General features: G+C 63.3%; 25 protein-coding genes, 1 tRNA gene and 1 pseudogene. 15 read left to right on the top strand and 12 right to left on the bottom strand.

The features are described from left to right. Positions 1-3: 3 nt before the first annotated feature. The 4 genes from NKI64_RS19830 to NKI64_RS19815 all read left to right on the top strand — a co-directional run bounded on the left by NKI64_RS19830 (position 4) and on the right by NKI64_RS19815 (position 3,713). Positions 4-1,863: an ABC transporter ATP-binding protein gene (locus NKI64_RS19830; protein ID WP_023681221.1), complete on the top strand. Its 1,860-nt coding sequence runs from the start codon at positions 4-6 to the stop codon at positions 1,861-1,863. Further along, a complete protein-coding gene (gene dapB, locus NKI64_RS19825) occupies positions 1,860-2,681 on the top strand; it encodes a 4-hydroxy-tetrahydrodipicolinate reductase (RefSeq protein WP_023747442.1) in 822 nt (273 codons plus the stop codon). Before NKI64_RS19830 ends, dapB begins: the two co-directional genes overlap by 4 nt. A gap of 27 nt (positions 2,682-2,708) precedes the next feature. Then, positions 2,709-3,329, top strand: a complete 621-nt coding sequence (locus NKI64_RS19820; protein WP_352669535.1) for a 2,3-bisphosphoglycerate-dependent phosphoglycerate mutase — start codon at positions 2,709-2,711, stop codon at positions 3,327-3,329. Between the two features lie 299 nt (positions 3,330-3,628). Further along, a tRNA-Leu gene (locus NKI64_RS19815) sits at positions 3,629-3,713 on the top strand. A gap of 101 nt (positions 3,714-3,814) precedes the next feature. On the opposite strand, the gene NKI64_RS19810 is transcribed toward NKI64_RS19815, so the two are convergent. The 3 genes from NKI64_RS19810 to NKI64_RS19800 form a co-directional block, all read right to left on the bottom strand. Then, entirely contained in the window at positions 3,815-4,159 is a 345-nt protein-coding gene (locus NKI64_RS19810) for a low affinity iron permease family protein (protein ID WP_023672069.1), read from the bottom strand. Positions 4,160-4,359: 200 nt separating this feature from the next. Beyond that, on the bottom strand, positions 4,360-4,668 hold the full coding sequence (locus NKI64_RS19805) for a DUF1236 domain-containing protein (protein ID WP_023672071.1): 309 nt from the start codon (positions 4,666-4,668) through the stop codon (positions 4,360-4,362). A 47-nt stretch (positions 4,669-4,715) separates the two neighbouring features. After that, a complete protein-coding gene (locus NKI64_RS19800) occupies positions 4,716-4,946 on the bottom strand; it encodes a hypothetical protein (protein WP_033001362.1) in 231 nt (76 codons plus the stop codon). 206 nt (positions 4,947-5,152) lie between these two features. Between NKI64_RS19800 and NKI64_RS19795 the strand changes: the two genes are divergently transcribed. Then, entirely contained in the window at positions 5,153-5,452 is a 300-nt protein-coding gene (locus tag NKI64_RS19795; protein WP_023687568.1) for a DUF1236 domain-containing protein, read from the top strand. 448 nt (positions 5,453-5,900) lie between these two features. Here the strand turns inward: NKI64_RS19795 and NKI64_RS19790 are convergent, their stop codons facing one another. Next, complete coding sequence (locus NKI64_RS19790) at positions 5,901-6,161, bottom strand: hypothetical protein (RefSeq protein ID WP_352669533.1); 261 nt, start codon at positions 6,159-6,161, stop codon at positions 5,901-5,903. A gap of 464 nt (positions 6,162-6,625) precedes the next feature. Here NKI64_RS19790 and NKI64_RS19785 point away from each other — a divergent pair, with 464 nt between their 5' ends. From NKI64_RS19785 to NKI64_RS19775, 3 genes are all read left to right on the top strand, one after another. Next, entirely contained in the window at positions 6,626-9,817 is a 3,192-nt protein-coding gene (locus NKI64_RS19785) for an amino acid permease (RefSeq protein WP_352669530.1), read from the top strand. Between the two features lie 232 nt (positions 9,818-10,049). Continuing rightward, a complete protein-coding gene (locus NKI64_RS19780; RefSeq protein ID WP_023710335.1) occupies positions 10,050-11,717 on the top strand; it encodes an FAD-dependent oxidoreductase in 1,668 nt (555 codons plus the stop codon). Continuing rightward, positions 11,717-12,022, top strand: coding sequence for a UBP-type zinc finger domain-containing protein (locus NKI64_RS19775; RefSeq protein ID WP_023672079.1), 306 nt, complete (start codon positions 11,717-11,719; stop codon positions 12,020-12,022). The genes NKI64_RS19780 and NKI64_RS19775 overlap by 1 nt, the downstream gene beginning before the upstream one ends. Positions 12,023-12,051: 29 nt before the next feature. Here NKI64_RS19775 and NKI64_RS19770 read toward each other — a convergent pair whose 3' ends face one another. The 6 genes from NKI64_RS19770 to NKI64_RS19745 all read right to left on the bottom strand — a co-directional run bounded on the left by NKI64_RS19770 (position 12,052) and on the right by NKI64_RS19745 (position 17,650). Continuing rightward, the gene (locus tag NKI64_RS19770) at positions 12,052-12,228 is read right to left on the bottom strand and encodes a hypothetical protein (RefSeq protein ID WP_081725472.1); all 177 of its coding nucleotides are present in this window, start codon (positions 12,226-12,228) and stop codon (positions 12,052-12,054) included. A 146-nt stretch (positions 12,229-12,374) separates the two neighbouring features. After that, positions 12,375-13,556, bottom strand: a complete 1,182-nt coding sequence (locus tag NKI64_RS19765) for a trans-sulfuration enzyme family protein (RefSeq protein WP_023702430.1) — start codon at positions 13,554-13,556, stop codon at positions 12,375-12,377. Continuing rightward, positions 13,553-14,986, bottom strand: coding sequence for a pyridoxal-phosphate dependent enzyme (locus NKI64_RS19760; RefSeq protein WP_023681209.1), 1,434 nt, complete (start codon positions 14,984-14,986; stop codon positions 13,553-13,555). Before NKI64_RS19760 ends, NKI64_RS19765 begins: the two co-directional genes overlap by 4 nt. A 227-nt stretch (positions 14,987-15,213) precedes the next feature. Then, positions 15,214-16,581 (bottom strand): FAD/NAD(P)-binding protein, encoded by a 1,368-nt coding sequence (locus tag NKI64_RS19755; protein WP_352500175.1) that lies wholly within the window; start codon positions 16,579-16,581, stop codon positions 15,214-15,216. A 16-nt stretch (positions 16,582-16,597) separates the two neighbouring features. Beyond that, positions 16,598-17,074 carry an RrF2 family transcriptional regulator gene (locus tag NKI64_RS19750; protein ID WP_023672084.1) on the bottom strand — a complete coding sequence of 159 codons (477 nt, stop codon included), beginning with the start codon at positions 17,072-17,074 and terminating at the stop codon, positions 16,598-16,600. A gap of 414 nt (positions 17,075-17,488) precedes the next feature. After that, the gene (locus tag NKI64_RS19745) at positions 17,489-17,650 is read right to left on the bottom strand and encodes a hypothetical protein (RefSeq protein WP_023706948.1); all 162 of its coding nucleotides are present in this window, start codon (positions 17,648-17,650) and stop codon (positions 17,489-17,491) included. A gap of 232 nt (positions 17,651-17,882) precedes the next feature. Here NKI64_RS19745 and tauA point away from each other — a divergent pair, with 232 nt between their 5' ends. From tauA to NKI64_RS19725, 4 genes are all read left to right on the top strand, one after another. Beyond that, positions 17,883-18,896 (top strand): taurine ABC transporter substrate-binding protein, encoded by a 1,014-nt coding sequence (tauA, locus tag NKI64_RS19740; RefSeq protein WP_023710332.1) that lies wholly within the window; start codon positions 17,883-17,885, stop codon positions 18,894-18,896. Between the two features lie 161 nt (positions 18,897-19,057). Further along, positions 19,058-19,849, top strand: a complete 792-nt coding sequence (locus NKI64_RS19735; protein WP_023747437.1) for a taurine ABC transporter ATP-binding protein — start codon at positions 19,058-19,060, stop codon at positions 19,847-19,849. Beyond that, positions 19,846-20,706 carry an ABC transporter permease subunit gene (locus NKI64_RS19730; RefSeq protein ID WP_023816133.1) on the top strand — a complete coding sequence of 287 codons (861 nt, stop codon included), beginning with the start codon at positions 19,846-19,848 and terminating at the stop codon, positions 20,704-20,706. The genes NKI64_RS19735 and NKI64_RS19730 overlap by 4 nt, the downstream gene beginning before the upstream one ends. A gap of 81 nt (positions 20,707-20,787) precedes the next feature. Then, complete coding sequence (locus tag NKI64_RS19725) at positions 20,788-20,970, top strand: hypothetical protein (protein WP_023816132.1); 183 nt, start codon at positions 20,788-20,790, stop codon at positions 20,968-20,970. Between the two features lie 136 nt (positions 20,971-21,106). Here the strand turns inward: NKI64_RS19725 and NKI64_RS19720 are convergent, their stop codons facing one another. Next, positions 21,107-21,376 (bottom strand): GIY-YIG nuclease family protein, encoded by a 270-nt coding sequence (locus tag NKI64_RS19720; protein ID WP_352514286.1) that lies wholly within the window; start codon positions 21,374-21,376, stop codon positions 21,107-21,109. Between the two features lie 13 nt (positions 21,377-21,389). On the opposite strand from NKI64_RS19720, the pseudogene NKI64_RS19715 reads away from it, so the two are divergent. Next, positions 21,390-21,692 (top strand): annotated as a pseudogene (locus NKI64_RS19715) (ABC transporter permease subunit); the annotation flags it as partial. Between the two features lie 7 nt (positions 21,693-21,699). Beyond that, positions 21,700-22,503, top strand: a complete 804-nt coding sequence (locus NKI64_RS19710; RefSeq protein ID WP_023822340.1) for an ATP-binding cassette domain-containing protein — start codon at positions 21,700-21,702, stop codon at positions 22,501-22,503. Positions 22,504-22,735: 232 nt separating this feature from the next. Here NKI64_RS19710 and NKI64_RS19705 read toward each other — a convergent pair whose 3' ends face one another. Then, positions 22,736-22,921 (bottom strand): hypothetical protein, encoded by a 186-nt coding sequence (locus tag NKI64_RS19705; protein WP_023822339.1) that lies wholly within the window; start codon positions 22,919-22,921, stop codon positions 22,736-22,738. 309 nt (positions 22,922-23,230) lie between these two features. Here NKI64_RS19705 and NKI64_RS19700 point away from each other — a divergent pair, with 309 nt between their 5' ends. Further along, entirely contained in the window at positions 23,231-23,590 is a 360-nt protein-coding gene (locus tag NKI64_RS19700; protein WP_023822338.1) for a septal ring lytic transglycosylase RlpA family protein, read from the top strand. Positions 23,591-23,636: the final 46 nt, after the last annotated feature.

Below are 23,636 nucleotides of genomic sequence, written 5' to 3'. Positions count from 1 at the left end.
GATTTGACCGCTCAAAGTCCACTCAAACTGAAAGTCCAGCCAGCTGAGGTCACTGCGGTGCTGCGCCGCATCCTGGCCGAAAACGGCAGTGAATATCGCTGGACCTATGTCGTTGCCGTCGGCTGCCTGCTGATTGTTTCCGCCACCACCGCCTTCACGGCGTGGATCATGGCCCCGATGATCAACGAGATCTTCTACGAACGACGCGGCGACATGATCGTCTGGATCTGCGCCGGGTTCATGGCCGCCTCCGTGCTGCGCGGCTTCGCCGGTTACGGCCAGGCGGTCGCGTTGGCCAAGATCGGCAACAATCTGGTCGCCCGCTACCAGAAGCGCAGCTTCGACCACCTGATGAAGCTCGGCGTCGACTTCTTCAACGATACGCGTTCCGGTCGGCTGGCGGCACAGGTCAACGAGAATGTCGGCGGCGTTCGCGATCTGCTGTCGCTGACGCTGACCTCCATCAGCCGCGACGCGGTCTCGCTGATCGCCCTCGTCGGCGTCATGATCTACCAGGATCCGGTGTTGTCGCTCAGCTCGCTGCTGATCGGGCCGCCGCTGATCTGGGCCGTCGTCTACATCACCCGCCGATTGCGGCGCATCAACCGGGAATCGGTGCTGATCAACTCGCGGCTGAACGGGTCCGTACAGGAGGCCACGCAAGGCATCGCCATCGTCAAGGCCTTCACCCTGGAAGCCGAGCTGGCGCGCCGGATCGGCATCATGGCCGATACGGCCGAGCAGCGTAACAACAAGATCGCCCGGGTCGCGGAGCGGCTGTCGCCGATTTCCGAGATTTTGGGCGGTCTCGCCATTACCTCCGTCCTTGCCTATTCCGGCTACCGGGCGCTGGTGCTCGGACAACCACCAGGCGCTGTGTTTTCCTTCATCACCGCGCTGATCATGGCCTACGATCCGGCACGGCGCCTGGCTCGTACGCAGGTCGGTATGGAACGTGCCCTGGTCAACGCCCGGATGATTTACGAGCTGCTCGACCTGGAGCCTAAACAGGGCGATGCGCCCGACGCGGTCGAAGCCAGGATCACCACCGGCGAGGTTCGCTTCGACAATGTGACGTTCGGCTACAGCGCCGACATGCCGGTGATCAGGAACCTGAGTTTCACCGCCGCGGCCGGCAAGGTTACGGCGGTGGTCGGGGCCTCGGGTGCCGGCAAGACGACGCTCGTGGCGCTGCTGCAGCGCTTCTACGATGTCGACAAGGGTTCGATCGAGATCGATGGCCAGGACATTTCCAAAGTCACCAAGCACTCGCTGCGCGGCTCGATCGCCTATGTCTCGCAGGCGCCCTATCTGTTCGAAGGCAGCATACGCGACAACATCCGTTTTGGCCGACTTTCGGCGACCGACGCCGAGATCGAGCGGGCGGCGGTGCTGGCGGCGGCCGACGAGTTCATCCGTCAGCAGCCGCAGGGCTACGACACGCCCGTCGGCGAGGGCGGCTCGACCCTTTCCGGCGGCCAGCGCCAGCGCGTCTCGATTGCGCGGGCGATCGTGCGCAACGCGCCGATCCTTTTGCTCGACGAAGCGACCTCGGCGCTCGACAACGAGGCCGAGGCGCGCGTCCAGGAGGCCCTGACCCACGTGATGGAAGGGCGCACCACCATCGTGATAGCGCATCGCCTGTCGACGGTCGTCAACGCCGACCACATTATCGTGCTTGAAGAGGGGCGCCTGGTCGAGGAAGGCACCCATGCCGCACTGATGGCCGATCCAAACAGTGTCTACGCCCGCTTCCACCGCATTCAAGGCAAGAACGGACTGGGGCTTGTCGACGACTCGAAGCCCGTCCAAACTCCGGTCCGGCGCAGCCGCGCCAAGAAGGCGGTGGGGAGAACAGCATGAGCGAATCCAGCGAAATGGGCCTGGTGGTGGTGGGGGCGGCCGGCCGCATGGGCCAGACGCTGATCCGCGCCATCCATTCGATCCCCGGCGCCCGCGTCGTCGGCGCGGTCGAACGAACCGGATCGCCCTATCTCGGCAGGGATGCGGGCGAGCTTGCCGGCATCGGCATCATCAATGTGACGATCGGCGACGATCCGCTGCCGGTGTTCGCCAAGGCCGACGGCGTGCTCGATTTCACCATGCCGGCAGCCACCGTCGAATTCGCAGGCTATGCCGCGCAGGCACGCATTGCCCATGTCATCGGCACCACCGGCTGCTCGGCGGAAGACGACGCCAGGATCGAGGCCGCGGCGCGCCACGCGACGATCGTCAAATCCGGCAATATGAGCCTCGGCGTCAATCTTCTGGCGGTGCTGGTCGGGCAGGCCGCGCGCGCGCTCGGTCCAGAGGATTTCGACATCGAGATCCTCGAAATGCATCACAAGCACAAGGTCGACGCGCCCTCGGGCACCGCCTTGCTGCTCGGCGAAGCGGCGGCGGCGGGACGCGGCATTTCCCTTGCCGGCAACGATGTGCGGTCACGCGACGGCCATACCGGCGTGCGCAAGCCAGGAACGATCGGCTTTGCCAGCTTGCGCGGTGGCTCGGTGGTCGGCGACCACAGCGTCATCCTGGCCGGGACCGGCGAGCGCATCACGCTGTCGCACCATGCCGAGGACCGCGCCATCTTTGCCCGCGGCGCGGTCAAGGCCGCGCTCTGGGCGCGCGGTAAAAAGCCCGGACTTTATTCCATGCGGGACGTGCTCGGCTTGAGCTAAACCATCCATAATTTTGAAGGAGCAAACATGTCGGGAACTCTCGTGCTCGTGCGCCACGGCCAGAGCGAATGGAACCTGAAGAACCTGTTCACCGGCTGGCGCGATGTCGACCTTACCGAGCAGGGCCACAAGGAGGCCAAGGAAGCCGGCCAGAAGCTCAAGGCACGCGGCTTGAAATTCGACATTGCCTTCACCTCGGCGCTGATCCGGGCGCAGAAGACCTGCCAGCACATTCTCGACGCGGTCGGCCAGAGCGATTTGAAGACGATCCGCGACCAGGCGCTGAACGAGCGCGACTATGGCGATCTCTCCGGCCTCAACAAGGACGACGCGCGCCAGAAGTGGGGCGAGGAGCAGGTGCACATCTGGCGCCGCTCCTACGACGTGCCGCCGCCCGGCGGCGAAAGCCTGAAGGACACCGGCGCCCGCGTCTGGCCCTATTACCTGCACGACATGCAGTCGCATGTTCTGAAAGGCGGCACCGTGCTGGTCGCCGCGCATGGCAATTCGCTGCGCGCACTGATCATGGCGCTGGACGGCAAGAGCGGCGAGCAGATCGTCAAGCTCGAGCTCGGCACCGGCGTGCCGGTGATCTACGAGCTCAACGCCGATTCCACTGTGGCGTCGAAGGACGTGCTGGAGGGGTGAGGTTTTCGGCCAACGCATTCGCCGAGTCGGCGCTGCCCCTCATTGCCCTGCCGGGCAGTTCTCCCGGTGTAGTGACGGGGAGAAAGGGCTGGCCGCAGCCTCGGCGCTCTTCTTGTGACGCAGGTGACCGGCGAAAATCATCGATGAGAGCGCCCCTCTCCCCGTCACTGTGCGGGGAGAGGATGCCGGCAGGCAGGTGAGGGGCGGCGCTGACCCCCGGGAAACTAAGCCGGCAGGCAGCGGCCCTCGAAAAAGCGCGTTGACACATATCGTTTGCCCGCTTACATGAGCCCGCACCAGCCCAGATGGCGGAATTGGTAGACGCGCACGGTTCAGGTCCGTGTTCCGCAAGGAGTGGAGGTTCGAGTCCTCTTCTGGGCACCAAATTCCCGTTTCGGATAAGTCCGAAATGATTTAGACGCGAAGCAAAAAAGCCCGGTTCCCGGGCTTTTTTGCTGATGGATGACAGATTGTCCAGCGGAGGGTCAATGCGGCGGGCGAACCGCTTTCATTGCTTCTTCTTCGAGTGTCTGGAGCTTCTCCCGAATCTCCTCCGGCTCGGCATGCTCCAAGCCGACGACATCGTTTCTGGTCTCATTCAGCGAAACGATAATCTCATCAAGCTTGGCGTGAATGGCGGCCGTGTCGCGGTAACCCTGGATCAGCACAACGCCGGTGATCACGATGGCCGCTACCGACAATGCGTAGGTGACCACATTCGTCAGGCCGAATGGCACCAACGCAGTACAGAGCAGCATGGCTACAAGAAGGACATAGAAGCCCGGTGGCCGGGATAGAAAGTCGCCCATCACAAAGAGAAAGCGGTTCATATCCAGGCCGCGGTCAAAAATGCCACGAGTGCGGTGACGGCTACGCAAATTGGAATTGCCGCGAGTAAGGCAGCTTCCAGGACCCAAGTTTCCTTGTCGCTAAACATCAGACATCCTCCCGTTCAGAAAACGGCCGCCCATAGAGCCTTCACAGCGCAGCCAAAGCCCGCCGCTCCTGATCGGAGCGGCGGGCTCGCGCGTTACTCGATGATCTGCACGACCTTGCGCGTGTCGGGATCGACGAGAACCGCGTGATCTCCGACAACCGTATACTTGTAGCGGACATCCGGAACGTCGATTGCGTGGAGCTCGACAGTGTCGGGAAGTGCCGTGCCGACGTTGAGTTCGACGCCGAGCAAACTGACTGAGGCCAGCTTCTGCTTATGGATATATTCGCGAACGACCGTCTGTTGTTCGGGCTTGAGAACAATAACATCCTCGGCAAACGAGGTGCCGATGCCCGCCATAAGGACGAGGGCGCCGGCGGCGCTGACGAAATATCTGGTCATGGGAATTTCCTTTCATAGGTCAGTTCGGAAGCGTGGATACGAGCAGATCAGCCGCCACTCGCAGGGGCTGGGGCAGGTGCCGCAGGCTTTGCGGGTGCAGCCGGAGCTTCCACCTTTGGCGCTTCAACCTTGACGTTGATATCCTTGCCGCCGTCGCCGCGGATATTGATGACGCCGGTAAAAATAAGCAACACTACGACCGCAATAAGTGCAAGAACAACAGCAATCGCAGTGCCGCCGCCACCCCCAGAATTAACAACAGTTGGGCCGTCGGCCATGTGTTCCTCTCCTGTTTTATTTAGTTGCATTTGGGAAACGCCTGCCCCGCTTGAACGTTCCGCCTCGGGACTTGGGTCTTAGCTGATATCCGACTTTGGTCTGGTTCGCCGCGGACTGAAGTCACAGGAACAATCTGGCTGATCTCAAGTTCGGTCCCTCGGCGAACAGGCGTGGTGCCGTCGCCGGATTACGCGAGGAGAAAACCATGAAAATCCACTTTGCAAGTGCCGCTGCAGGCTTGTTGCTTTTGGCTGGCGTCGGCAGCGCCGCAGCTCAGGATGTCGTCATCACACCGGAGCAGGATACGGTCGTCCGCGAATATGTGAAAAAGCAGCCGCTGGCTTCGGTGAAGATCCCGGGCGTGGAGCTGAACGTCGGCAGTGCCTTGCCTGATACGGTCGAGCTGCACGAAGTTCCCAACGTCAAATACCGCTATGTCGTGGTCGACAACCGCACCGTCCTGGTCGACCCCGGCACCCGGAAAATTGTGAAGGTCTACGACTGATCGAATAGCTGCCGCCCGCCGCCGACCATGGCGGCGGGCTGTGGATCACATTGCGCTCCAGGATGATCGAAAATGATCGATGACGTCGAGACATCGCCAGCCCTCGATACCCGCCTGGGTTCTCTCAGGGCGAGAATGCGCGATGCCGCATAACAGAGGCCGACATGAAGACCTTTCAGAAAGTCGCATCCATCATGGTTGGCGGCAGCGGCCGCATCAGCGGCGATGACCTGATTGCAGCGTCGTTCGTCCTCGAGGACCAGCCGGAAGGCTTGTGAGGCGGAGTACTCACGTGTGCAGGCGCCCGCAACTCTGATCCCAAGTGTTCTGGTGCTGAACACATTCCTGCTGCGGGCCGGCGTCGAAGGCGTGCCCGCTGGCGAGGTCGCGTCGCGCTCAAGCATCGTCCAGAACACCATGTCGCCGCATGTGACGATACTCGGCCATGCTAGCCGAAGCCGGCGCCGTAGAAAATCAGCGCGGCCGTCAGAACCGGCAGGCCGGTCCAGAGCGTCGCCACGCCTATGGTCACAGATGTCATCGAGGCCAGTTTGGTCCAGATCGGATGATGGTAGCGGGCGATCGCCATCTCGACCGTACGGGCGCCGGCCTGGGAAGGACCCACCAGCGCGCCAAGGCCGACCGCCGCGCCCAGCGTGGTCGGCGCGCTGTTTACCCTGCAACGCGGGGCTATGCGGCGTGCTCGCACAAGTTAGCTCCAGCTTGAGGCACGGCGTGAAGTCTCGGTCCTTGCCCCCCACGATGGCGAGTTACGAAGTCAAAAGCGGTCAATGTGCTTAGCGATCTACAGTCGACTTCAGCCGCCGTTTCGAATGATGGCGCTCCGCAATCACGAGATTTGTCGATAATAAGCGATATTAGGCTGTATTCGCGACTATTCGATCGCTCTTCCATAGTGGGCGATTAGATAAAATTGGAAATGATATCCCGGATCGGAGGAGATCGAGCCATTCGGACCGGCATCAGCATGATTGAACCGCAGCCACCGGAAGTTGACAGTGATCATCAGCGGGATCGGATTTGGTACGAAGTCTTAATACGTCTCACCTAAGTTCCAACTTTGACTTCGGGAGCGCGACGTTCGACAGACATATCTCCGCAGGTTACATTCGCCAGTCAGACAGCGCTCCGCACTCGAATGGATGTCTCTGAATGCCGGGCCTCACGCCTTCACGACCGCACCCGAGAACCTTGGGATGGATGGGCACGACAGCGCTCGCCATGGGTGGCAGCAATCAAAGCCTGTTTCTGATTGCCGCCCTTTTTGTCGGTCAGGGGAATATTCCCGGTCAAGGAAGCGCTGCGGTTCCTTTGCTCGTTGTTGGTCTGCTTCTAAGCTGGGCCGCCGCGCCTGCGTGGACCGAATTGGTTCTCATGTGGCCAAACCGCGTCGGCGGTATCTCTGCAGCGTGCGCCGAAGCCTTCCGACCTTACAGTCCCGTTCTCTCGGCTCTGACGGGCACCTGCTATTGGTGGGGTTGGGTGCCGACCTGCGGACTGACAGCGGTTCTTTCAGCGTCTGCAATCCAGCAATGGTACCTGCCGGGCCTCCCCGTGGAGGCGGTCGCCTGCGGGCTTATCGCATTCTTTACGGCGGTCAACCTGTGTGGAATCAAGTGGGTGGTCCAACTGGCGATCCCGATCGCCACTGCCTCCGCGACGCTTGCGTTTCTCTCATCCCTTGTCCCGGTCATCAGTGGCTCGGTCGACTGGCGGCAAGCGACGGATTTTGCCCTGACCAGCCCGTTTGCCGGCCTGTTCGGCGATATCACGTCGGTGATGGCGGGACTGTACCTGATCGGGTTTGCCGCACCGGCATTTGAGGCTGCAGCCTGCCATGTTGGCGAAACCATCGATCCCAACCGCAACATTCCTCTGGCGATGTGGGCCAGCGCCGCAATGGCGGGCGTCTATTTCCTGGTCCTGCCGGTTGTCTGGCTGGGTGTGCTCGGGCCGGAGCCGCTCGGCACCGACCTCGCCATAGCTCTTGGGCCTACCTTTGCGCCCTTGTTGGGGAGTTTCGGCAAGGCGGCCGCCATCTGGCTCATCATGCTGAACATGTTCCATGGAACGTTGCAGCCATTGGCAGGCGCCGCGCGGACCCTTGCGCAACTGAGCGAAGACGGCCTGCTGCCGAGCTTCCTGGCCAGGCGCACCTCAACAGATTGTCCCTGGGCGGCAACGCTGCTCACAGCTGCCGCGGCAATCGGCTTCATGCTGTGCGGGTATCCGCTCTGGATGATCGCCGCGGCCAATTTTACGTACCTGATCAGCATCTGCATGCCAAACATCGCAGTCTGGCTCTTGCGCCGTGACAGTCCCGAAGCCGAGCGACCCTTCCGGGCTCCCAGGGGAACGATCATCCTTGGCGTAGGCGCGGCTGCAATATGGCTGTTGACCGCCATACTGGGATTTCAGCAATTTGGCCTTCCTACCGTCCTGTTCGGTCTGGCTTTGGCATATTCGGGTGCTGCGCTCTACGCCTGGCGCGCTATGGAGGATCGATACGCACTCGGTCTACCCTTGCTGCCACATACGCTTCACCTGAAGCTTACCGGAGCCATGCTTTTTGTGCTCGTGCTTGACGGTGCCGGCTATTTCCTGGCGATCGGCAGCGTTCCCCAAGGCGACACTTCATTGGTCGCCGCGCTGGAGGACATTTTTGTCGTTGTCGCGCTGCTGACCATCAGCGTTGGCCTGATCTTGCCGGGAATGATCACCCATTCGGCGACCGAGGTGAGCAACGCGGCAAAGCGTCTGACATCCGGAACGCTGAAGGATTTCTCTCTTGCCATGGTCGCCCTGGGGCGGGGAGACCTCGCTGCGGCGCATGCCTCCGTGAATATCATGCCGGTTACGGTAAACTCTCGTGACGAACTTGGAGAAATGGCCGAAAGCTTCAACCTGCTCCAGGACAAGGTGAGGGAAGCCGCCCACGGCCTGGACGACGCGCGCGAGAACATGAACGTAGCGCGCACCGAACTGATGGCACGGCACGAGGAAATCGCGCATCTCGCGCACCACGATCCGCTTACCGGCCTGGCGAACCGGGCCGCGCTTGCAGCACACCTGGCCACGACGCTCGAGCGTGCAAAAGCAACGCACGCCAGCTTTGCCGTCTTCAGCATCGACCTTGACCATTTCAAAGAGGCGAACGACGTTTTCGGGCACGCCGCCGGCGACGATCTGCTTTGCACCATCTCCCGGCGTCTCCAAACCGCGGCGCCTGAGGCCTTTATCGCGCGCATGGGCGGCGACGAATTCACGGTTGTCCTGGCCATGGATGACCGGTCCGCGAGTGCCAAGGACGTTGCGGACCGTCTGTTCGAATCGGCGGCAGGCAAATTCGAAATCCGGGGCCAGCACATTTCGATCGGGGTGAGCATCGGCGCGGCGATCTATCCGAAAGACGGAGAGAATGCCGCGGCGCTGATGGCAAATGCCGACGCAGCGCTCTACCGGGCCAAGGCGGACGGTCGCCGAATGGTGCAATTCTTCGACCCTGAGATGGATAAGCGACTAAGAGAGCGCTACGCCTTGCAGCGAGATTTGCGCTCTGCGGTCGGCCATGGCGAACTTGTGCTTCATTACCAGCCGCAAGCCAGGATAGACGGCGAAATCTTCGGTTTCGAGGCACTCGCCCGATGGCACCATCCAAAGCATGGGCTCATCTCCCCAAACGCGTTTGTCTCGCTTGCCGAACAGGATGGCACGATCGTTGAGATAGGTGAATGGACGCTCAGGCAGGCGTGCAGAGACGCGGCCTCCTGGCCCTCACCGCTGCAGATCGCCGTCAACCTCTCTCCCGTGCAGTTCCGTTTCGGGGACCTGGTAGGCCTCGTTCATTCTATCCTCTACGAGACCGGCCTTGCTCCGGGGCGGCTGGAACTGGAAATCACGGAAGGGGTTCTCATCCGCGACCGGGCAACCGCCTTGTCGGTTTTGCGGAGGTTGAAGGCGTTGGGCGTCAGGGTCTCGATGGATGATTTTGGCACCGGGTATGCCTCGCTGTCCTCGCTGCAGGCGTTTCCATTCGACAAGATCAAGATCGATCGCAGTTTTGTTTCGGGTGTCGGTTCGAATGTCCAATCGGCCGCCATCGTGCGCACGATACTCAGCCTGGGGAATGCGCTGGCCTTGCCTGTCATCGCGGAGGGTGTCGAAACAGAGGACGAGCGTGCCTTCCTGATGAAGGAAGGATGCCCCGAAATCCAAGGATATCTGGTAGGGCGCCCGCATCCGATAGCGCTCTACAAAAATGTGACGAATGGGATTTCGCCAGGATCTGCCTTCGCGGAGCCCAAGGATACCACCGCACCCCAGGCGCTTGGCGTAACGCGATAGCCCGGCGCCGACCGTCGGCGCGCTGCTCTTGCAGCATACTGGTGAGCGAGGACTGCTGGCGGTACTGCTCGGGCTCGCCCTTATAAAGGTCGCACTGGTCGGCGCGCTGTTTGCCTTGCAGCGGGGCCATGCGAAGCATCCGAACCAGCTGGCGCGGGAGCCACCTCCCCTTCCGGCCAGTCCCCCAACAAACCACTTCAAACCCGGCGGCCGTGGCGCTACGCTCGCACCTATGGCCCCACCCACCCAGCCGATCACCGTCACCCGCCGCGACCAGATGTTTCCCATCCTGGGCGACGCCGATATCGAGCGCATGCGCCGGTTCGGCGAGGCGAGTTCCTATGCCGCCGGCGAGCATATCGTCACCGCCGGCACCGTGGCGCCGGGGCTGATCGTCGTCCTGTCGGGCACGGTCGATATCACCCAGGATGTCAGGCCCGGCCGGCGCGAGACCATCGTCACTCATGGTCCCGGCAATTTCATCGGCGAGCTGGCGCAGCTTTCCAGCCGGCCGTCGCTGGTCAATGCGGAGGCGGCCGAGCCGGTCGAGGCCTTCGTCATCCCCTCGCAGCGGCTGCGCGACCTGATGGTGCAGGAGGCAAGCCTTGGCGAGCGGATCATGCGGGCGCTGATCCTGCGCCGCGTCGGGCTTCTGGAAAGCGGCTCGAGCGGGCCGGTCGTCATCGGCCCGGCCGGCAATGGCGACATGCTGCGGCTGCAGGGGTTTCTGCGCCGCAGCGGCCAGCCGCACCGCGCGCTCGATTCCGACAGCGACCCGTGCGCCAAGACGCTGATTGAGCATTTTCATGTCGACCCGCACCATCTGCCGATCGTGCTCTGCCCCAACGGCAAGCTGATGCACAATCCCGGCGAAACCGAACTTGCCCGCTGCATCGGCCTGCTGCGGCCGATCGATCCCGACATGGTCTATGACGTCGCCATTGTCGGCGCCGGGCCGGCGGGGCTGGCGGCCGCGGTCTATGCGGCATCCGAAGGGCTGTCGACCATCGTGCTCGATTGCCGCGCCTTCGGCGGCCAGGCCGGCGCCTCCGCGCGCATCGAGAACTATCTGGGTTTCCCCACCGGCATTTCCGGCATGGCGCTGATGGCGCGCGCCTACAACCAGGCGCAGAAATTCGGCGTCGAAATAGTCATCCCCGACGAGGCCAAGCTGCTCGGTGCAGCAGGCGAGGGCTACACGCTTACCGTCGGCGACGGTGAAAGCCTGCGCGCACGCACGGTGGTGATCGCCAGCGGCGCCCGCTACCGCCGCCTCGACATCGCCAAGCTGGCCGAGTTCGAGGGCACGTCGGTGCATTACTGGGCCTCGCCGATCGAGGCGCGGCTATGCACAGGGCAAGAAGTGGCGCTGGTCGGCGCCGGCAATTCGGCGGGGCAGGCGGCCGTCTATCTCGCCAGCCAGGTCCGCAAGGTGACGATGCTGGCGCGCCGCGGCCGCCTCAGGGAAACCATGTCGCGCTATCTGGTCGAGCGTATCGAGGCGCAACCCAACATCGAGGTGCTTGGCGAGACCGAGATCGAGGCGCTGGAAGGCGAAGGCGGCAATCTCACCCAGTTGCGCTGGCGCAACCCCGGCGGCGTCGAGACGCGGCCCATCCAACATCTCTTCCTGTTCATCGGCGCCGACCCCAACACCGATTGGCTGGCTGGGTGCGATATCGCGCTCGACGCCAGGGGTTTCGTGCGCACCGGCGCCGACATAGGGGCGGGCCAGATGGAGACCAGCCGCAGCGGCGTGTTCGCCATCGGCGACGTGCGCGCAGGCTCGGTCAAGCGGGTCGCCGCCGCCGTCGGCGAAGGCGCCCAGGTGGTGGCTGCCTTGCACGCCTATCTCGCGCGACCCAACGCAGCAGCGCCCGAACTGGACAGGAGAGCATAATGGATGAATGCAAACACACGCGCGACATTAAGACGGTGACGCCGAGCGCGCTCGGTTGCGAGGAGTGCCTGAAGAGCGGCTCCATGTGGGTGCATCTCAGGCTGTGCCGCACCTGCGGCCATGTCGGCTGCTGCGACGACTCGCCCAACCGCCACGCCACCAAGCATTTCCACGCCACAAAGCACCCGATCATCGAAGGCTACGACCCGCCGGAAGGCTGGGCATGGTGCTTTGTCGACGAGGCGTTCATCGACCTGGAAGGCGACGTGACGCCTCAGAACGGCCCGATCCCGAAGTTTTTCTGAGGCGGCCGACTGTCGGCCGACCGCTGCGCCTATTTCACCGAGCCAGTAACCGTGCGGTCTATGGCATTGGGATTGTGGTCGTTGCCGGCAAGTGCGGCAATGATCAGAAGACTGGCGACGACCGGGACGAACAGGATGGCCACGCGGGCCTGCACATAAAAAATGGCGCGCCATTCGCTGCGCTTTTCCGGGTTGTTGTCCATCATACTCACTCTCGCCATCCCTCCCCAGGCGGGACATAGCGGCGAAGGGTTAAGCAAAGGCTGCTGAATGTGTTAACGCGCGGCGGATTGGGATTTAATCTCGACGGTCAGCGCCGCCCCTCATTGTCATCGGTACGCATCTGGTACGCCTACCCCCGCAGCGCCTGGTCCAGGTCGGCGATCAGATCATCGCCATCCTCTATCCCCGACGACAACCGCACCAGCGAATCCGAAATGCCGATTTCCGCGCGCTTTTCCGCCGGGATCGAGCCGTGCGTCATCAGCGCCGGGTGTTCGATCAGGCTTTCGACGCCGCCGAGGCTTTCAGCCAGCGTGAACAGTTGCGTCCGTTCGAGGAAGCGTTTGGTGCCGGCGAGGTCGCGGTCGAGGTCGACCGAGATCATGCCGCCGAAGGCATGCATCTGTTGGACGGCGATGGCGTGCTGCGGATGGCTGGCCAGGCCGGGATAGACGACGCGGCGCACATCTTTTCGCGCCTCCAGCCACTGCGCAATCTTCAGGCCGTTCGTGGAATGCCGCTCCATCCTGAGCGCCAGTGTCTTGATGCCGCGCAGCGCGAGAAAACTGTCGAAGGGACCGGAGATGGCGCCGATGGCGTTCTGCAGGAATTTCAGCTGGGCCGCCAAATCCTTGTTGTCGCCGACGATGGCGACGCCGCCGACCATGTCGGAATGGCCGTTGAGATATTTCGTCGTCGAGTGGACGACGATGTCGATGCCGAGTTCAAGCGGCCGCTGGATGTAGGGGCTGCAGAACGTGTTGTCGGCGACCGTCAAAACCCCTTTGCGCCTGGCGAGTGCCGCAACGCCTTCGAGGTCGACGATGCGCAGGAGCGGATTGGTCGGGGTTTCAACCCAGAGCAGTTTTGTCTCCGGACGGATCGCTGCTTCCACCGCCGCCAGATCAGTGAAGTCCACAAAACTCACCTGCAGATTGGCCGAGCGCTTGCGCACCCGCTCCATCAGCCGGAACGAGCCGCCATAGATGTCGTCGGTTGCAACGATATGGGCGCCGCTGTCGAGCAGCTCGAGCACGGTCGAGATCGCCGCCAGGCCGGAAGCGAATGCAAAGGCGGCCGAGCCGCTTTCGAGATCGGCCACCGCGCGCTCGAAGGCGAAGCGGGTCGGGTTCTGGCTGCGGGCGTACTCAAACCCCTTGTGCACGCCGGGCGACTGCTGGCCATAGGTCGAGGTCGCGTAGATCGGCACCATCACCGCGCCGGTCAGCGGGTCATGGCTCTGGCCGCCATGGATGGTGCGCGTGGAAAAAGCCAGGCGGTTCTTGCCCGATGGGGGTGTTTCAGCAGTCATCGTGCGCGCCTCAAATGGTTGATCAGGTCGATACGGGTTATCAGGCCGACGAACTCGTCGCCATCGAAGATGATGGCGACCTCGTTGCGGTCGAACACCGGCAGCAGCGCATCCAGCGTCTGGCCGGCCTGCAGCGTGTGCAGATTGGAGGTCATGGCGGTGCGCACCGGAGCGTTGAAGCGGTCCCAGCGGCCGTCATAGGGGCCGTCGACCTTGGCCAATATATCGCCCTCATCGATAATGCCGACCAGCTTGCCATTGTCCAGCACCGGCAGCTGCGAGACATCGGAGCGGCGCATGCGGCCATAGGCGTTGAGCAGGCTTTCGTCGGGGCCGACATAAACGGTGTCGCCGGTGCGGTGCGAGCGCATGACGAGGTCGCGCAGATCGCCATGCTGTTCCTGTTCGGCCAGCCCCTGCTCGGCCAGCCAGAAATCGTCGAACACCTTGGACAGATATTTGTTGCCGCTGTCGCAGACGAAGGTGACGACGCGTTTTGCTGTCGTCTGCTCGCGGCAATAGCGAAGCGCGGCCGACAGCAGCGTGCCGGAAGACGAGCCGGCGAGAATGCCTTCCTTCGAAAGCAGGTCCCGCACGGCCAGCATGCTCTGCTTGTCTGGGATGGAATAGGCTTTCCTGACCAGCGACAGATCGGCATTGGGCGGCACAAAATCCTCGCCGATGCCTTCGACGGTCCAGCTGCCGGCCTCTTCCATCTTGCCGGTCTTGATCAGCGGCGCCAGCACCGATCCGACGGGATCGGCCAGCACCATTTCGGTCTTCGGCGATGTTCTGGCGAAGTAGCGGCCAAGCCCGGTCAGCGTACCGCCGGAGCCGACGCCGACGACCACGGCGTCGAGGTCGCCATCGAGCTGGGCAAGGATTTCCGGTCCGGTGGTGGTCTCATGCGCCTCGGGGTTGGCCGGGTTGGCGAACTGGTTGGCGTAGAAGGCGCCGGGCGTTTCCGATGCGATCTTCTCGGCCATGTCCTGGTAATATTCGGCATGGCCCTTGCCGACATCGGAGCGGGTCATGCGCACTTCGGCGCCGAGCGCGCGCAGATGCTGGATCTTTTCGCGCGACATCTTGTCGGGCACGACGAGGATGATGCGGTAGCCCTTGGGGATGCCGACCTGGGCGAGGCCGAGACCGGTATTCCCAGCGGTCGCCTCGACGATGGTGCCGCCGCGCTTCAGCTTGCCTTCCTTCTCGGCCGCCGCAATCATCGACAGCGCAATGCGGTCCTTGATCGAACCGCCGGGATTCTGGCTTTCGAGCTTGATGAACAGCCGGCACTTGCCGGTGTCGAATTTGGTCAGTTCGACCACCGGCGTCTGGCCGATGAGGTCGAGCACCGAGGCGTATGGCGGACGCAGGCGGGATAACGCGCCGTCCGAACTGCCTGGCGCAGCTTTTCCGTGCTCGCTCATATCGATGTGCTCCCTTGAACAAGCGACCGCCTCGGGGGCAGAGCGGCAGCGTAGCTTCTTTTCCGGCCGTTTGCAGTCGGAAAGAAGGTAGATCGTGCCAATCAACCGGCGAGAGGGGGAATGGAATTCCAGTTTTAGGCCGGCTTTGGACTCAAGCCCAACACCCTCCGTAGCGATCCTTCCCACCCCCCTCTGAGGGGCGTGCTATCCCGCCGACGTCAACAGCTTTACCCTAGCAGCTGCTTGCTCAGCCTAGCGCATTGCACGCGGATGTCGGGGATGGCGTCGATCTCGAAGAAGGTGCCGCGGGTCAGCGGCCCGACGGCGAGGATCTTGGCCGATGCGGTGCCGTCGCCGGCGATGATTTCGCACTTGGCCGTTACATCGAGGCCAAGCCGCAGCGGGTCGGGCCGCGCCAGGCCGCGGTCGACCAGCGAGCGCACGACGCTGTTCGACGTCGTCGAGATGTCGCGGGCGATGCCGGTGCAATCATAGATGCGGGCGACCTGCAGCGTTTCCAGCGCCTTTGTGTGGCGAGACTGGATGCCGACGGTGAATCCATCGCCAGCCTCGATGCCGACGACACGGCCGGCGACCGGGCGGATGCGGCCGGTGCGCACCGCTTCGGTGACGCGGGCATGCACCTCGGGCGCCAGCCGATGGCGATGGATGTCCCACCAGGCCTTGGTGTGCTCAACGAAGCGGCGCTTGGCCGAGGACGGCCAGTTCTGCCAGATCTTCTGATTGAAGGGTCGCAGCCCATCGACGACGTCGCGCCAGTCGATGCCGGCCTTCTGGTTTTCGCGGATCAGGTCGCGGAACCAGCCGACGAAATAGGAGAGCTGCGTGCCGAGCGGAATGTCGGCGACGTCGAGCTTGATCGGGTTGCCCTTGCGGTGCGGCGACGGCAGCAGCCCGCGCCGCGATACGGCGACGATCTCGCCGCGATGGCCGCGCTGCTCGAGCGACAGGAAGGCGTCGACCATGCTGAGCCCGGTGCCCAGCACCAGCACGCGGGCTTCAGGATCGAGCGCGGTGTCGGCCTCGGTGCCCATGCGGATTGCGTGCCCTTGGCCGGCGCCGGGCTGCTCGTCATGGCCGGTGGCAAGCACCGCCAGATGCGCGACGACGCTGGTGCCGTTGGCCAGCACAACTTCGACGCCGGACGATGTCGGCGAGATCGACAGGCTTTCCTCGCGAATCAGCCTGAGACGGCCGGTTTCCTTTTCGCGCGTTTCGAGCTCGTCGAGCACTTCCTTGAGGTAGCGGGCATAGACGCTGCGCGGTGCATAGAAGGGTGTCTGCGGCGTCTGTTCCTGGCTTATCAGGCCGCGCCCCTGCAACCAGCGCCAGAAATTCAGGGGATCGTCGGCATAGGCGCTCATCCCCGCGGCGCTGACATTCAGCACGTGCGCCGATAAGAGCGTCGAATAGGCGATGCCCTGGCCGAAATGCGGACGCTTTTCGATCAGCGTGACGCGAAGGTCCGGGTTGGGCGACTTCAGCAGATGCGCGGCAAGCACGACGCCGCTGGCGCCGCCGCCGACGATGATGATCGAGCTGCGGATGATCGAAATGGCGCGCGCGACGCTCATGCGAGCACGCTCAGGATCAGGCGGGGACCTTTTGCGCCGGCGCAAGCTCGTCGATGTCCCTCGCGACCGGAAGGTCGTCGAGGACGATGTCGCGCATCTCGGCAAGCGTGCGCTGGTCGAGCACCTCGGCGATCGCCTGCCGGACCTCGAGCATCAGATGTCGGACTTGGCATGTCGCCTCATTGCAGTCTTCACAGCGCTGATACTGGGTGCGGCTGGCGCAGGGGATGGGCGCCAGCGGTCCGTCGAGGACGCGCACGACATGGCCGACCTTGATCTCGTCGGCCGGGCGCGCCAGGCGATACCCGCCATCCTTGCCCTTGCGGCTCTGGACGAAACCGGCATTGCGCAATTCGCCCAGAATGGCGTCGAGGAATTTCTTCGGGATGTTGTTGCCGCTGGCGATGTCGCCGACGAAGGCGAGCTGTCCCACCGGCAGATGCGCCAGATGGACCAGCGCCTTGAGGCCGTACTTGCCTTTTTTGGTGAGCATAGACCGAATGTTTCTCTGTCAGGCGATGGCCCAAACCATCGGTTGCGAAACGCCTGACGTGCCTCCCCGCCGCGTGCAAGCTGCTTCGACACATAAATTCTACTGACATGATATACAAGCCGAGAAACCTTGATTTTGCTTCGTTTTCACGCCGCAGGGGCCACTTTAGCAAGGCTTTGTGCCGTTACGGTCACAGCCAGCCGCGAGCGATTGCAGCGATGAACGGCGGCTCCTGCTCCCAATGTCGATAAGATTACTATACTTACCCTCGAACACGCGGAACGTGTTTTCAAATCAACCGTCTTTTACAGCATGGATTTGCGCCATTTGGGGCTTTGCCGGGAATTTTGGGTCGCAGCCCGCGGATCGGCGAACATGACTCCCGACAACTCGGGCGCCGCCCTGCGCCCGATATCAGGACGCCGCCTTGCCGCTCTGAGACCGGGCGGCCTTGGCGGCCACCGGCACGCCGCTTGACCGCAGCATCCAGCGGTGGCCGTCGCTGCGGAAGTCGGTGAGGCTCAACGGCTCGACATCGATCCTGCGGCAGGCCGCAAGCGGCGCGCCGAGCACCAAATCAGGCCTCTTCCGTAGCGAGGGTTGGCAGGACCACCAACTCTTCAGCACCTTTGGGGCGCCGTTTGCGTTTGTGCACGGTCCGACACGGGCCGGTCACCGCGCCCGCATCAGCCGTTGGTTTTTTTCTAACAAGTGCTTTTTGCTTGGAACGATTTAACTCTACAAGAATGATAGAATTAGCTGACTATGAACAGGCATCCGGTTTTTCTCATTTTTCATGGAGCCTTTCATGTCCAGCATTTCGCGACGCATTGTCCTCCTGTCGTCGGCAGCTTTGGCGGGTGCGGCCTTCCTCGGCCCGGCCCAGGCGCAGGACCTCAACATCACCATTGGCTACCAAACGGTGGTCGAACCTTCGAAAGTAGCACAGGCCGACGGCGCCTATGAAAAGGCGACCAAGGCAACGATCGACTGGCGTAAGTTCGATTCCGGTGCCGATGTCATCGCCGCCGTCGCATCCGGTTCGGTCGATATCGGCTATGTCGGCTCGAGTCCGCTGGCCGCGGCCGCCAGCCGCGAACTGCCGATCCAGACCATCTTTGTCGTCGGCCTGATCGGCCAGTCCGAAGCGCTGGTCGCCCGCAATGGATCCGGCATCGAGAAGATCGCCGACCTCGCCGGCAAGAAGGTGGCGGTGCCGTTCGTGTCGACCACGCATTACAGCCTGCTTGCCGCGCTGAAGCACGAAAACGTCGACCCGAAGTCGGTCGAAATCCTTAATCTCAGGCCACCGGAAATAGCCGCCGCCTTCGCTCGCGGCGACATAGACGCGGCCTATGTCTGGGATCCGGCGCTCGGCCAGATCAAGACGACAGGCAAGGTGGTGCTGGATTCCTCGCAGGTTGCCGCCTGGGGCGCGCCGACCTTCGACGCCTGGATCGTGCGCACCGACTTCGCCGAAAAGAACCCGGACGCCGTGCGCGATTTCGTCAAGGTGACCGGCGAATCCTATGCCCAGTTCCTGGCCAAGCCCGAGGCATGGTCGGTTTCGTCGCCGGAAGCGGCCAAGATCGCCAAGATCACCGGTGCCAAACTGGAAGAGGTGCCGCAGCTCCTCAAGGGTTACGTCTTCCCGACATTGGAAGAGCAGGCTTCCGACAAATTCCTCGGCGGCGGCACGGTCAAGGCGATCGAGGCAGCTTCGGCCTTCCTCAAGGAGCAGGGCAAGATCGACGCCGTGCTGCCCGACTATTCGAAATACGTGTCGTCGAAATACGTGACCGAGGCTCTGGCCTCGAACTGATCTTCAGTTTTACGCAATTCCGGACGGAAAACCGCTTTACACTTTTCCTGGAATTGCCCTGAACACGCGCGGTTTCTTCTTCCCTGACGCCGCGTGCTGCCTGTCCCGGATCCGCTTAACGAGGGCCGGGGCAGGCTGATTTTCTTCCGGAGCCCCTTTTCATGCCGCATCTCGTACTCGACCCGCATCTCGTACTCGACAAGGTCTCGGTTCACTATGACGGCCAGGCAGCGCCGGCGGTCGACCGGGTTTCCATCGATGTCGCCAAGGGCGATTTCGTCGTGCTGGTCGGCCGCTCCGGCTGCGGCAAGACTTCGCTGCTCAATGTCGCCGCCGGCCTGGTCGAGCCCGCGCGCGGGGTCGCCACGATCGGCGGCCGGCCGATCACCGGCCCAGGCTCCGACCGGGCGGTCGTGTTCCAGAACGATGCGCTGTTTCCCTGGCTGACGGCCCGTGAAAACGTCGCCTTTGCGCTCAGGCTGCGCGGCGTGCCGCAAGCCGAGCGGGCGCGCCGCGCCGACCAGTTGCTGGCGCTGGTCAAGCTTAACGGCGTCGGCGACAAACGCATCTGGGAATTGTCCGGCGGCATGCGCCAGCGCGTCGGCCTCGCCCGAGCGCTCGCGGCCGAGCCTGAATTCCTGCTGCTCGACGAACCGCTCGGCGCACTCGATGCGCTGACGCGCGAGCGCATGCAGACGACGCTGCTCGACCTGTGGACCGCAAGCCGGGTCGGCGTGCTGATGGTCACGCACGGCATCGAGGAGGCGCTGGTGCTGGCCACAAGCATCGTCGTTTTGGCGCCCGGACCGGGCCGCGTGGTGCGGACATTCGAGACCAGTTTCAGCCGGCGCTATGCCGCAGGCGAGCCGATCCGCGCCATCAAGACCGATCCGGCCTTTGCCGCGGCGCGCGGCGAGCTGACCGATGCGATCTTCGAAGGAGAGGCGGCATGAGCGTCACCTCCTACAGCGAGCGGCCGGCCGCCGGGACCGGCGAGGCCGATGCCATTTCGGTGCCGTGGTCGCGGCCGGTGCGGAAGCGGCGCGGGGTTTCCTCGCGGGCGATCAGCGCCGTCACCATCGTGGCCGCGCTGGCGGCATGGGCGCTGTCTGCGCGCCTGCAACTGGTGTCGCCGGTGTTCCTGCCGTCGCCCGCCGCCGTGTGGACCAAGTTCATCGTGGTGATCAAGGACGGCTTCGTCGACGCGACTTTGCTCCAGCATATCGTCGCCAGCCTCGGCCGCGTGTTCGCGGCGCTGCTCGCGGCCATCGTCATCGGCGTTCCGGTTGGGCTGGCTATCGGCATTTCGACGGTCGGGCGCGGCATCTTCGATCCCTTGCTCGAATTTTTGCGGCCGATCCCGCCGCTCGCCTATCTGCCGCTGGTCATCATCTGGTTCGGTATCGGCGAACCGTCAAAGATCCTGGTGATTGCCATTGCCATGCTGGCGCCGGTGGCGCTGTCGACGGCCTCGGGCGTGCGCGGTGTCTCAAAGGAGCGCATCGATGCGGCCCGTTCGCTTGGTGCGACGCAGCGCCAAGTGGTGCGCCATGTCATCCTGCCCAGCGCGCTGCCGTCGATCCTCACCGGCCTGCGCATCGCGCTCGGCGCCGGCTGGTCGACGCTGGTTGCAGCCGAGCTGGTGGCGGCAACGCGCGGCCTCGGCTTCATGATCCAGTCGGCCGCCCAGTTCCTGGTCACCGATGTCGTGGTGATGGGAATAGTGGTGATCGCGACAATAGCCTTCGTGCTGGAATTCATCATCCGCCGGATCGAGCGTCAGCTGGTTCCGTGGGCGGGAAAGGAATGACAACAAGTTTCTGCCGGTTTGACCGGCTGCTTCCCTTCGCAGCACGGCGACCGCCGACCCCGGAACAGAAGGAGTGATGTCATGACCCAGTCCACCGCGGTGCTGTTCGCCCATCTCGGCAGCTGGCTGCTCGCCTGGCGGGAGAACTCGTCGTCACAGCCGCAACCGAAATCGCCGGCCCCGGTGCAACTCGACGCCGAACGCGACCGCCTGCCGCCACGCGACGAGGGATTTTACTGGGCCTGGCAGTATTGGTCGCAGTGAGGTGATGGTGATTAGCGCCAGCCTTCGCGATTTCGTCATCCTAGGGCGAAGCAAGGAGCGAAGCGACGCGGCGCAGACCCTAGGATCCATGCCGAGACGCTGATGCTACGCTCCAGGGGAGCAACAAACCGGGCGCCTACCACCCGGTTCCGCGAAACAGCTCAAACCACTCCGGATTGGCCTTCTCTATCAGTTCGATCTTCCACTGTCTCGGCCATCGCTTCAGCGACTTCTCGCGTTGAATGGCATCGGTGATGTCGAAGAATTCCTCATACCAGACCAGCCGTTGAACACCGTAGCGGCTGGTGAAGCCTGCGCCCTGGCCGGATTTGTGTTCAGGCATGCGGCGGGCGAGATCGTTGGTGACGCCGATGTAGATCGTGCCGCGTTTTTGGCTTGCAGTCATGTAGACGTAGCCGGTCTACGGCATGGACCGCCGCGCGTTGTTTTTTCAGGTGATCCTGCCCGGCGCGCTGCCGGCGATCTTCGTCGGCCTGCGCTATGCGCTGGGCATCATGTGGCTGACGCTGATCGTTGCCGAAACCATCTCGGCCAGTTCCGGCCTCGGCTACATGGCCATGCAGGCACGCGAATTCCTGCTGATCGATGTGGTCGTGCTGTCGATCCTGATCTATGCGCTGCTCGGCAAGCTTGCCGACAGCTTCGCCTGCCTGCTCGAGCGGCTGTCGCTCGGCTGGCATCCCGCCTTCCAGAACGCCTGAGGGTTCGATGCCAACCGCCAGCCTGACCGCCATCCGTTCCTTCGTCGCCGCACCGGAACCGTCACGGCCGGAGGAGGCCGTCGAAAGGCAGCGCGCCTTTGCCTTCAAGGGCATGGAAAAGCGCTTTGGCGACAAGGTCGTGCTCGACTGCATCGATCTCGACGTGCCGGTCGGGCAGTTCGTTGCCGTCATCGGCAAGAGCGGCTGCGGCAAGAGCACGCTTTTGCGGCTGCTGGCCGGGCTCGACCGGCCGACGGCAGGATCGCTGACATTCGGGCCGGAGGCCAAGGCCGGCGCTGGCGAAGAGAGCCGCTTCATGTTCCAGGAGCCGCGGCTGTTGCCCTGGGCCAGCGTGGTGAAAAACGTCGAGGTCGGGCTGACCGGGCTTGCCACCGGTGCGGAAGCCAGGCGGCGCGCGCTCGCCATCCTGGGTGAAGTCGGCCTCGCCGACCGCGCCGACGAATGGCCCTCGGTGCTCTCGGGCGGCCAGAAGCAGCGCGTGGCGCTGGCGCGTGCACTGATCGGACAGCCAAAGATTCTGGCGCTCGACGAGCCGCTCGGCGCGCTCGATGCGCTGACCCGCATCGAAATGCAGCAGCTTCTGGAACGCATCTGGCTGGAGCAAAAATTCACCGCGGTGCTGGTCACGCATGACGTCGCCGAGGCGGTTGCGCTCGCCGACCGGGTGGTGGTGATCGAGGACGGCCGCATCGCGCTCGATCTCGACGTGTCGGTGGCGCGGCCGCGCCGGCGCGGTTCGGTCGAGCTTGCCAGGCTGGAGGGCAGGATTCTGGATCAGCTGTTCGGGTAGTGCTGTCGCGGGCAGGGCATTCTATCCGAACCGGATAGATAGGTAACAGAATGGACCGGCAATATGGGGTGGCTGTTTTCTTGCTCGCCGGGTTGGCCCTGTTTGCGACTGCGGGTTTGACCAGCGCCTTCCCCCACTCCGCCTTTCCTCTCCCCCGTCGATCGGGGAGAGGTGTCGAGCGAAGCTCGACGGAGTGGGGGTCGATCTGTGTGGGTCGATTTTTCGTCGCAACTCACCCCCGCGAACGGCTCGCCCATACCAGCCCGGCGAAACCGACCAGCATGGTCACGATGCCGATATAGAGCCATTGCGACTCGCCGGTCATGAAGCTACCGCCGACCACGCCAATGCCCTGCAGCGACCACAGCGCGCCAATGGCGAGCACGATCAGCGCCAGCAGATATCTGAACAGTCTCATCGCCAAGATTCCTTTCCGAAGTCGATCGTCAACTGCGCCATGACCGTGATGACAGAGCGAAAGGACGGCGCCAATCGCGCTCTCTTCTACTTGTACTATAACGTCCTGCCTTGCTCACGGAATCTGTGAAACAGCTCGCAATATCGCCGGCGATACGGCCGCGCCACACGAAAGATGCCTGACAAACTGTTTCCCAGCGACTCCAAACGTGTGCCAGTGCCACGGAACCGCCCGATGCTTGCCGCATTTCCTGCCTTATTCGACACTTAACGGCTGGGGTCTGTCGAAAACGGAGCCAACCCCCCCAACATGAAGAAAACAAACCAGACCGCGCTTGTCGCGGTAACGGTCGCCGCTGGCCTGATGGTCGGTGCGTCCGCCTCCTCCGCCGCCGGCCAGTGCGGCCGCGCCTCCTGGTACGCACTGCATTCCAGGACCGCCAATGGCGAACGCATGAACCCGTCGGCGCTGACCGCCGCGCACCGCAGCCTGCCTTTCGGCACCAAGTTGAAAGTGACCAACCAGAATAATGGCCGCAGCGTCGTCGTGCGCATCAACGACCGTGGACCGTTCATCAAAGGGCGCGTGCTCGACCTGTCCAAGGGCGCCGCCGGCCAGCTCGGCTTCATCGGCTCGGGCCATACCTCGGTGTGCATGGCGCGCGTCTAGATCTGTCCAAGTCCGGCCCGATCGGGCCGGACGCATCCTGCCCCGT

Origin of the sequence: Mesorhizobium sp. M0478, from assembly GCF_040321305.1 — a bacterium.
GTDB lineage: Bacteria > Pseudomonadota > Alphaproteobacteria > Rhizobiales > Rhizobiaceae > Mesorhizobium.
Note: the sequence above shows the minus strand (reverse complement) of the source record. Positions and strands in the feature narration are given on the sequence as shown.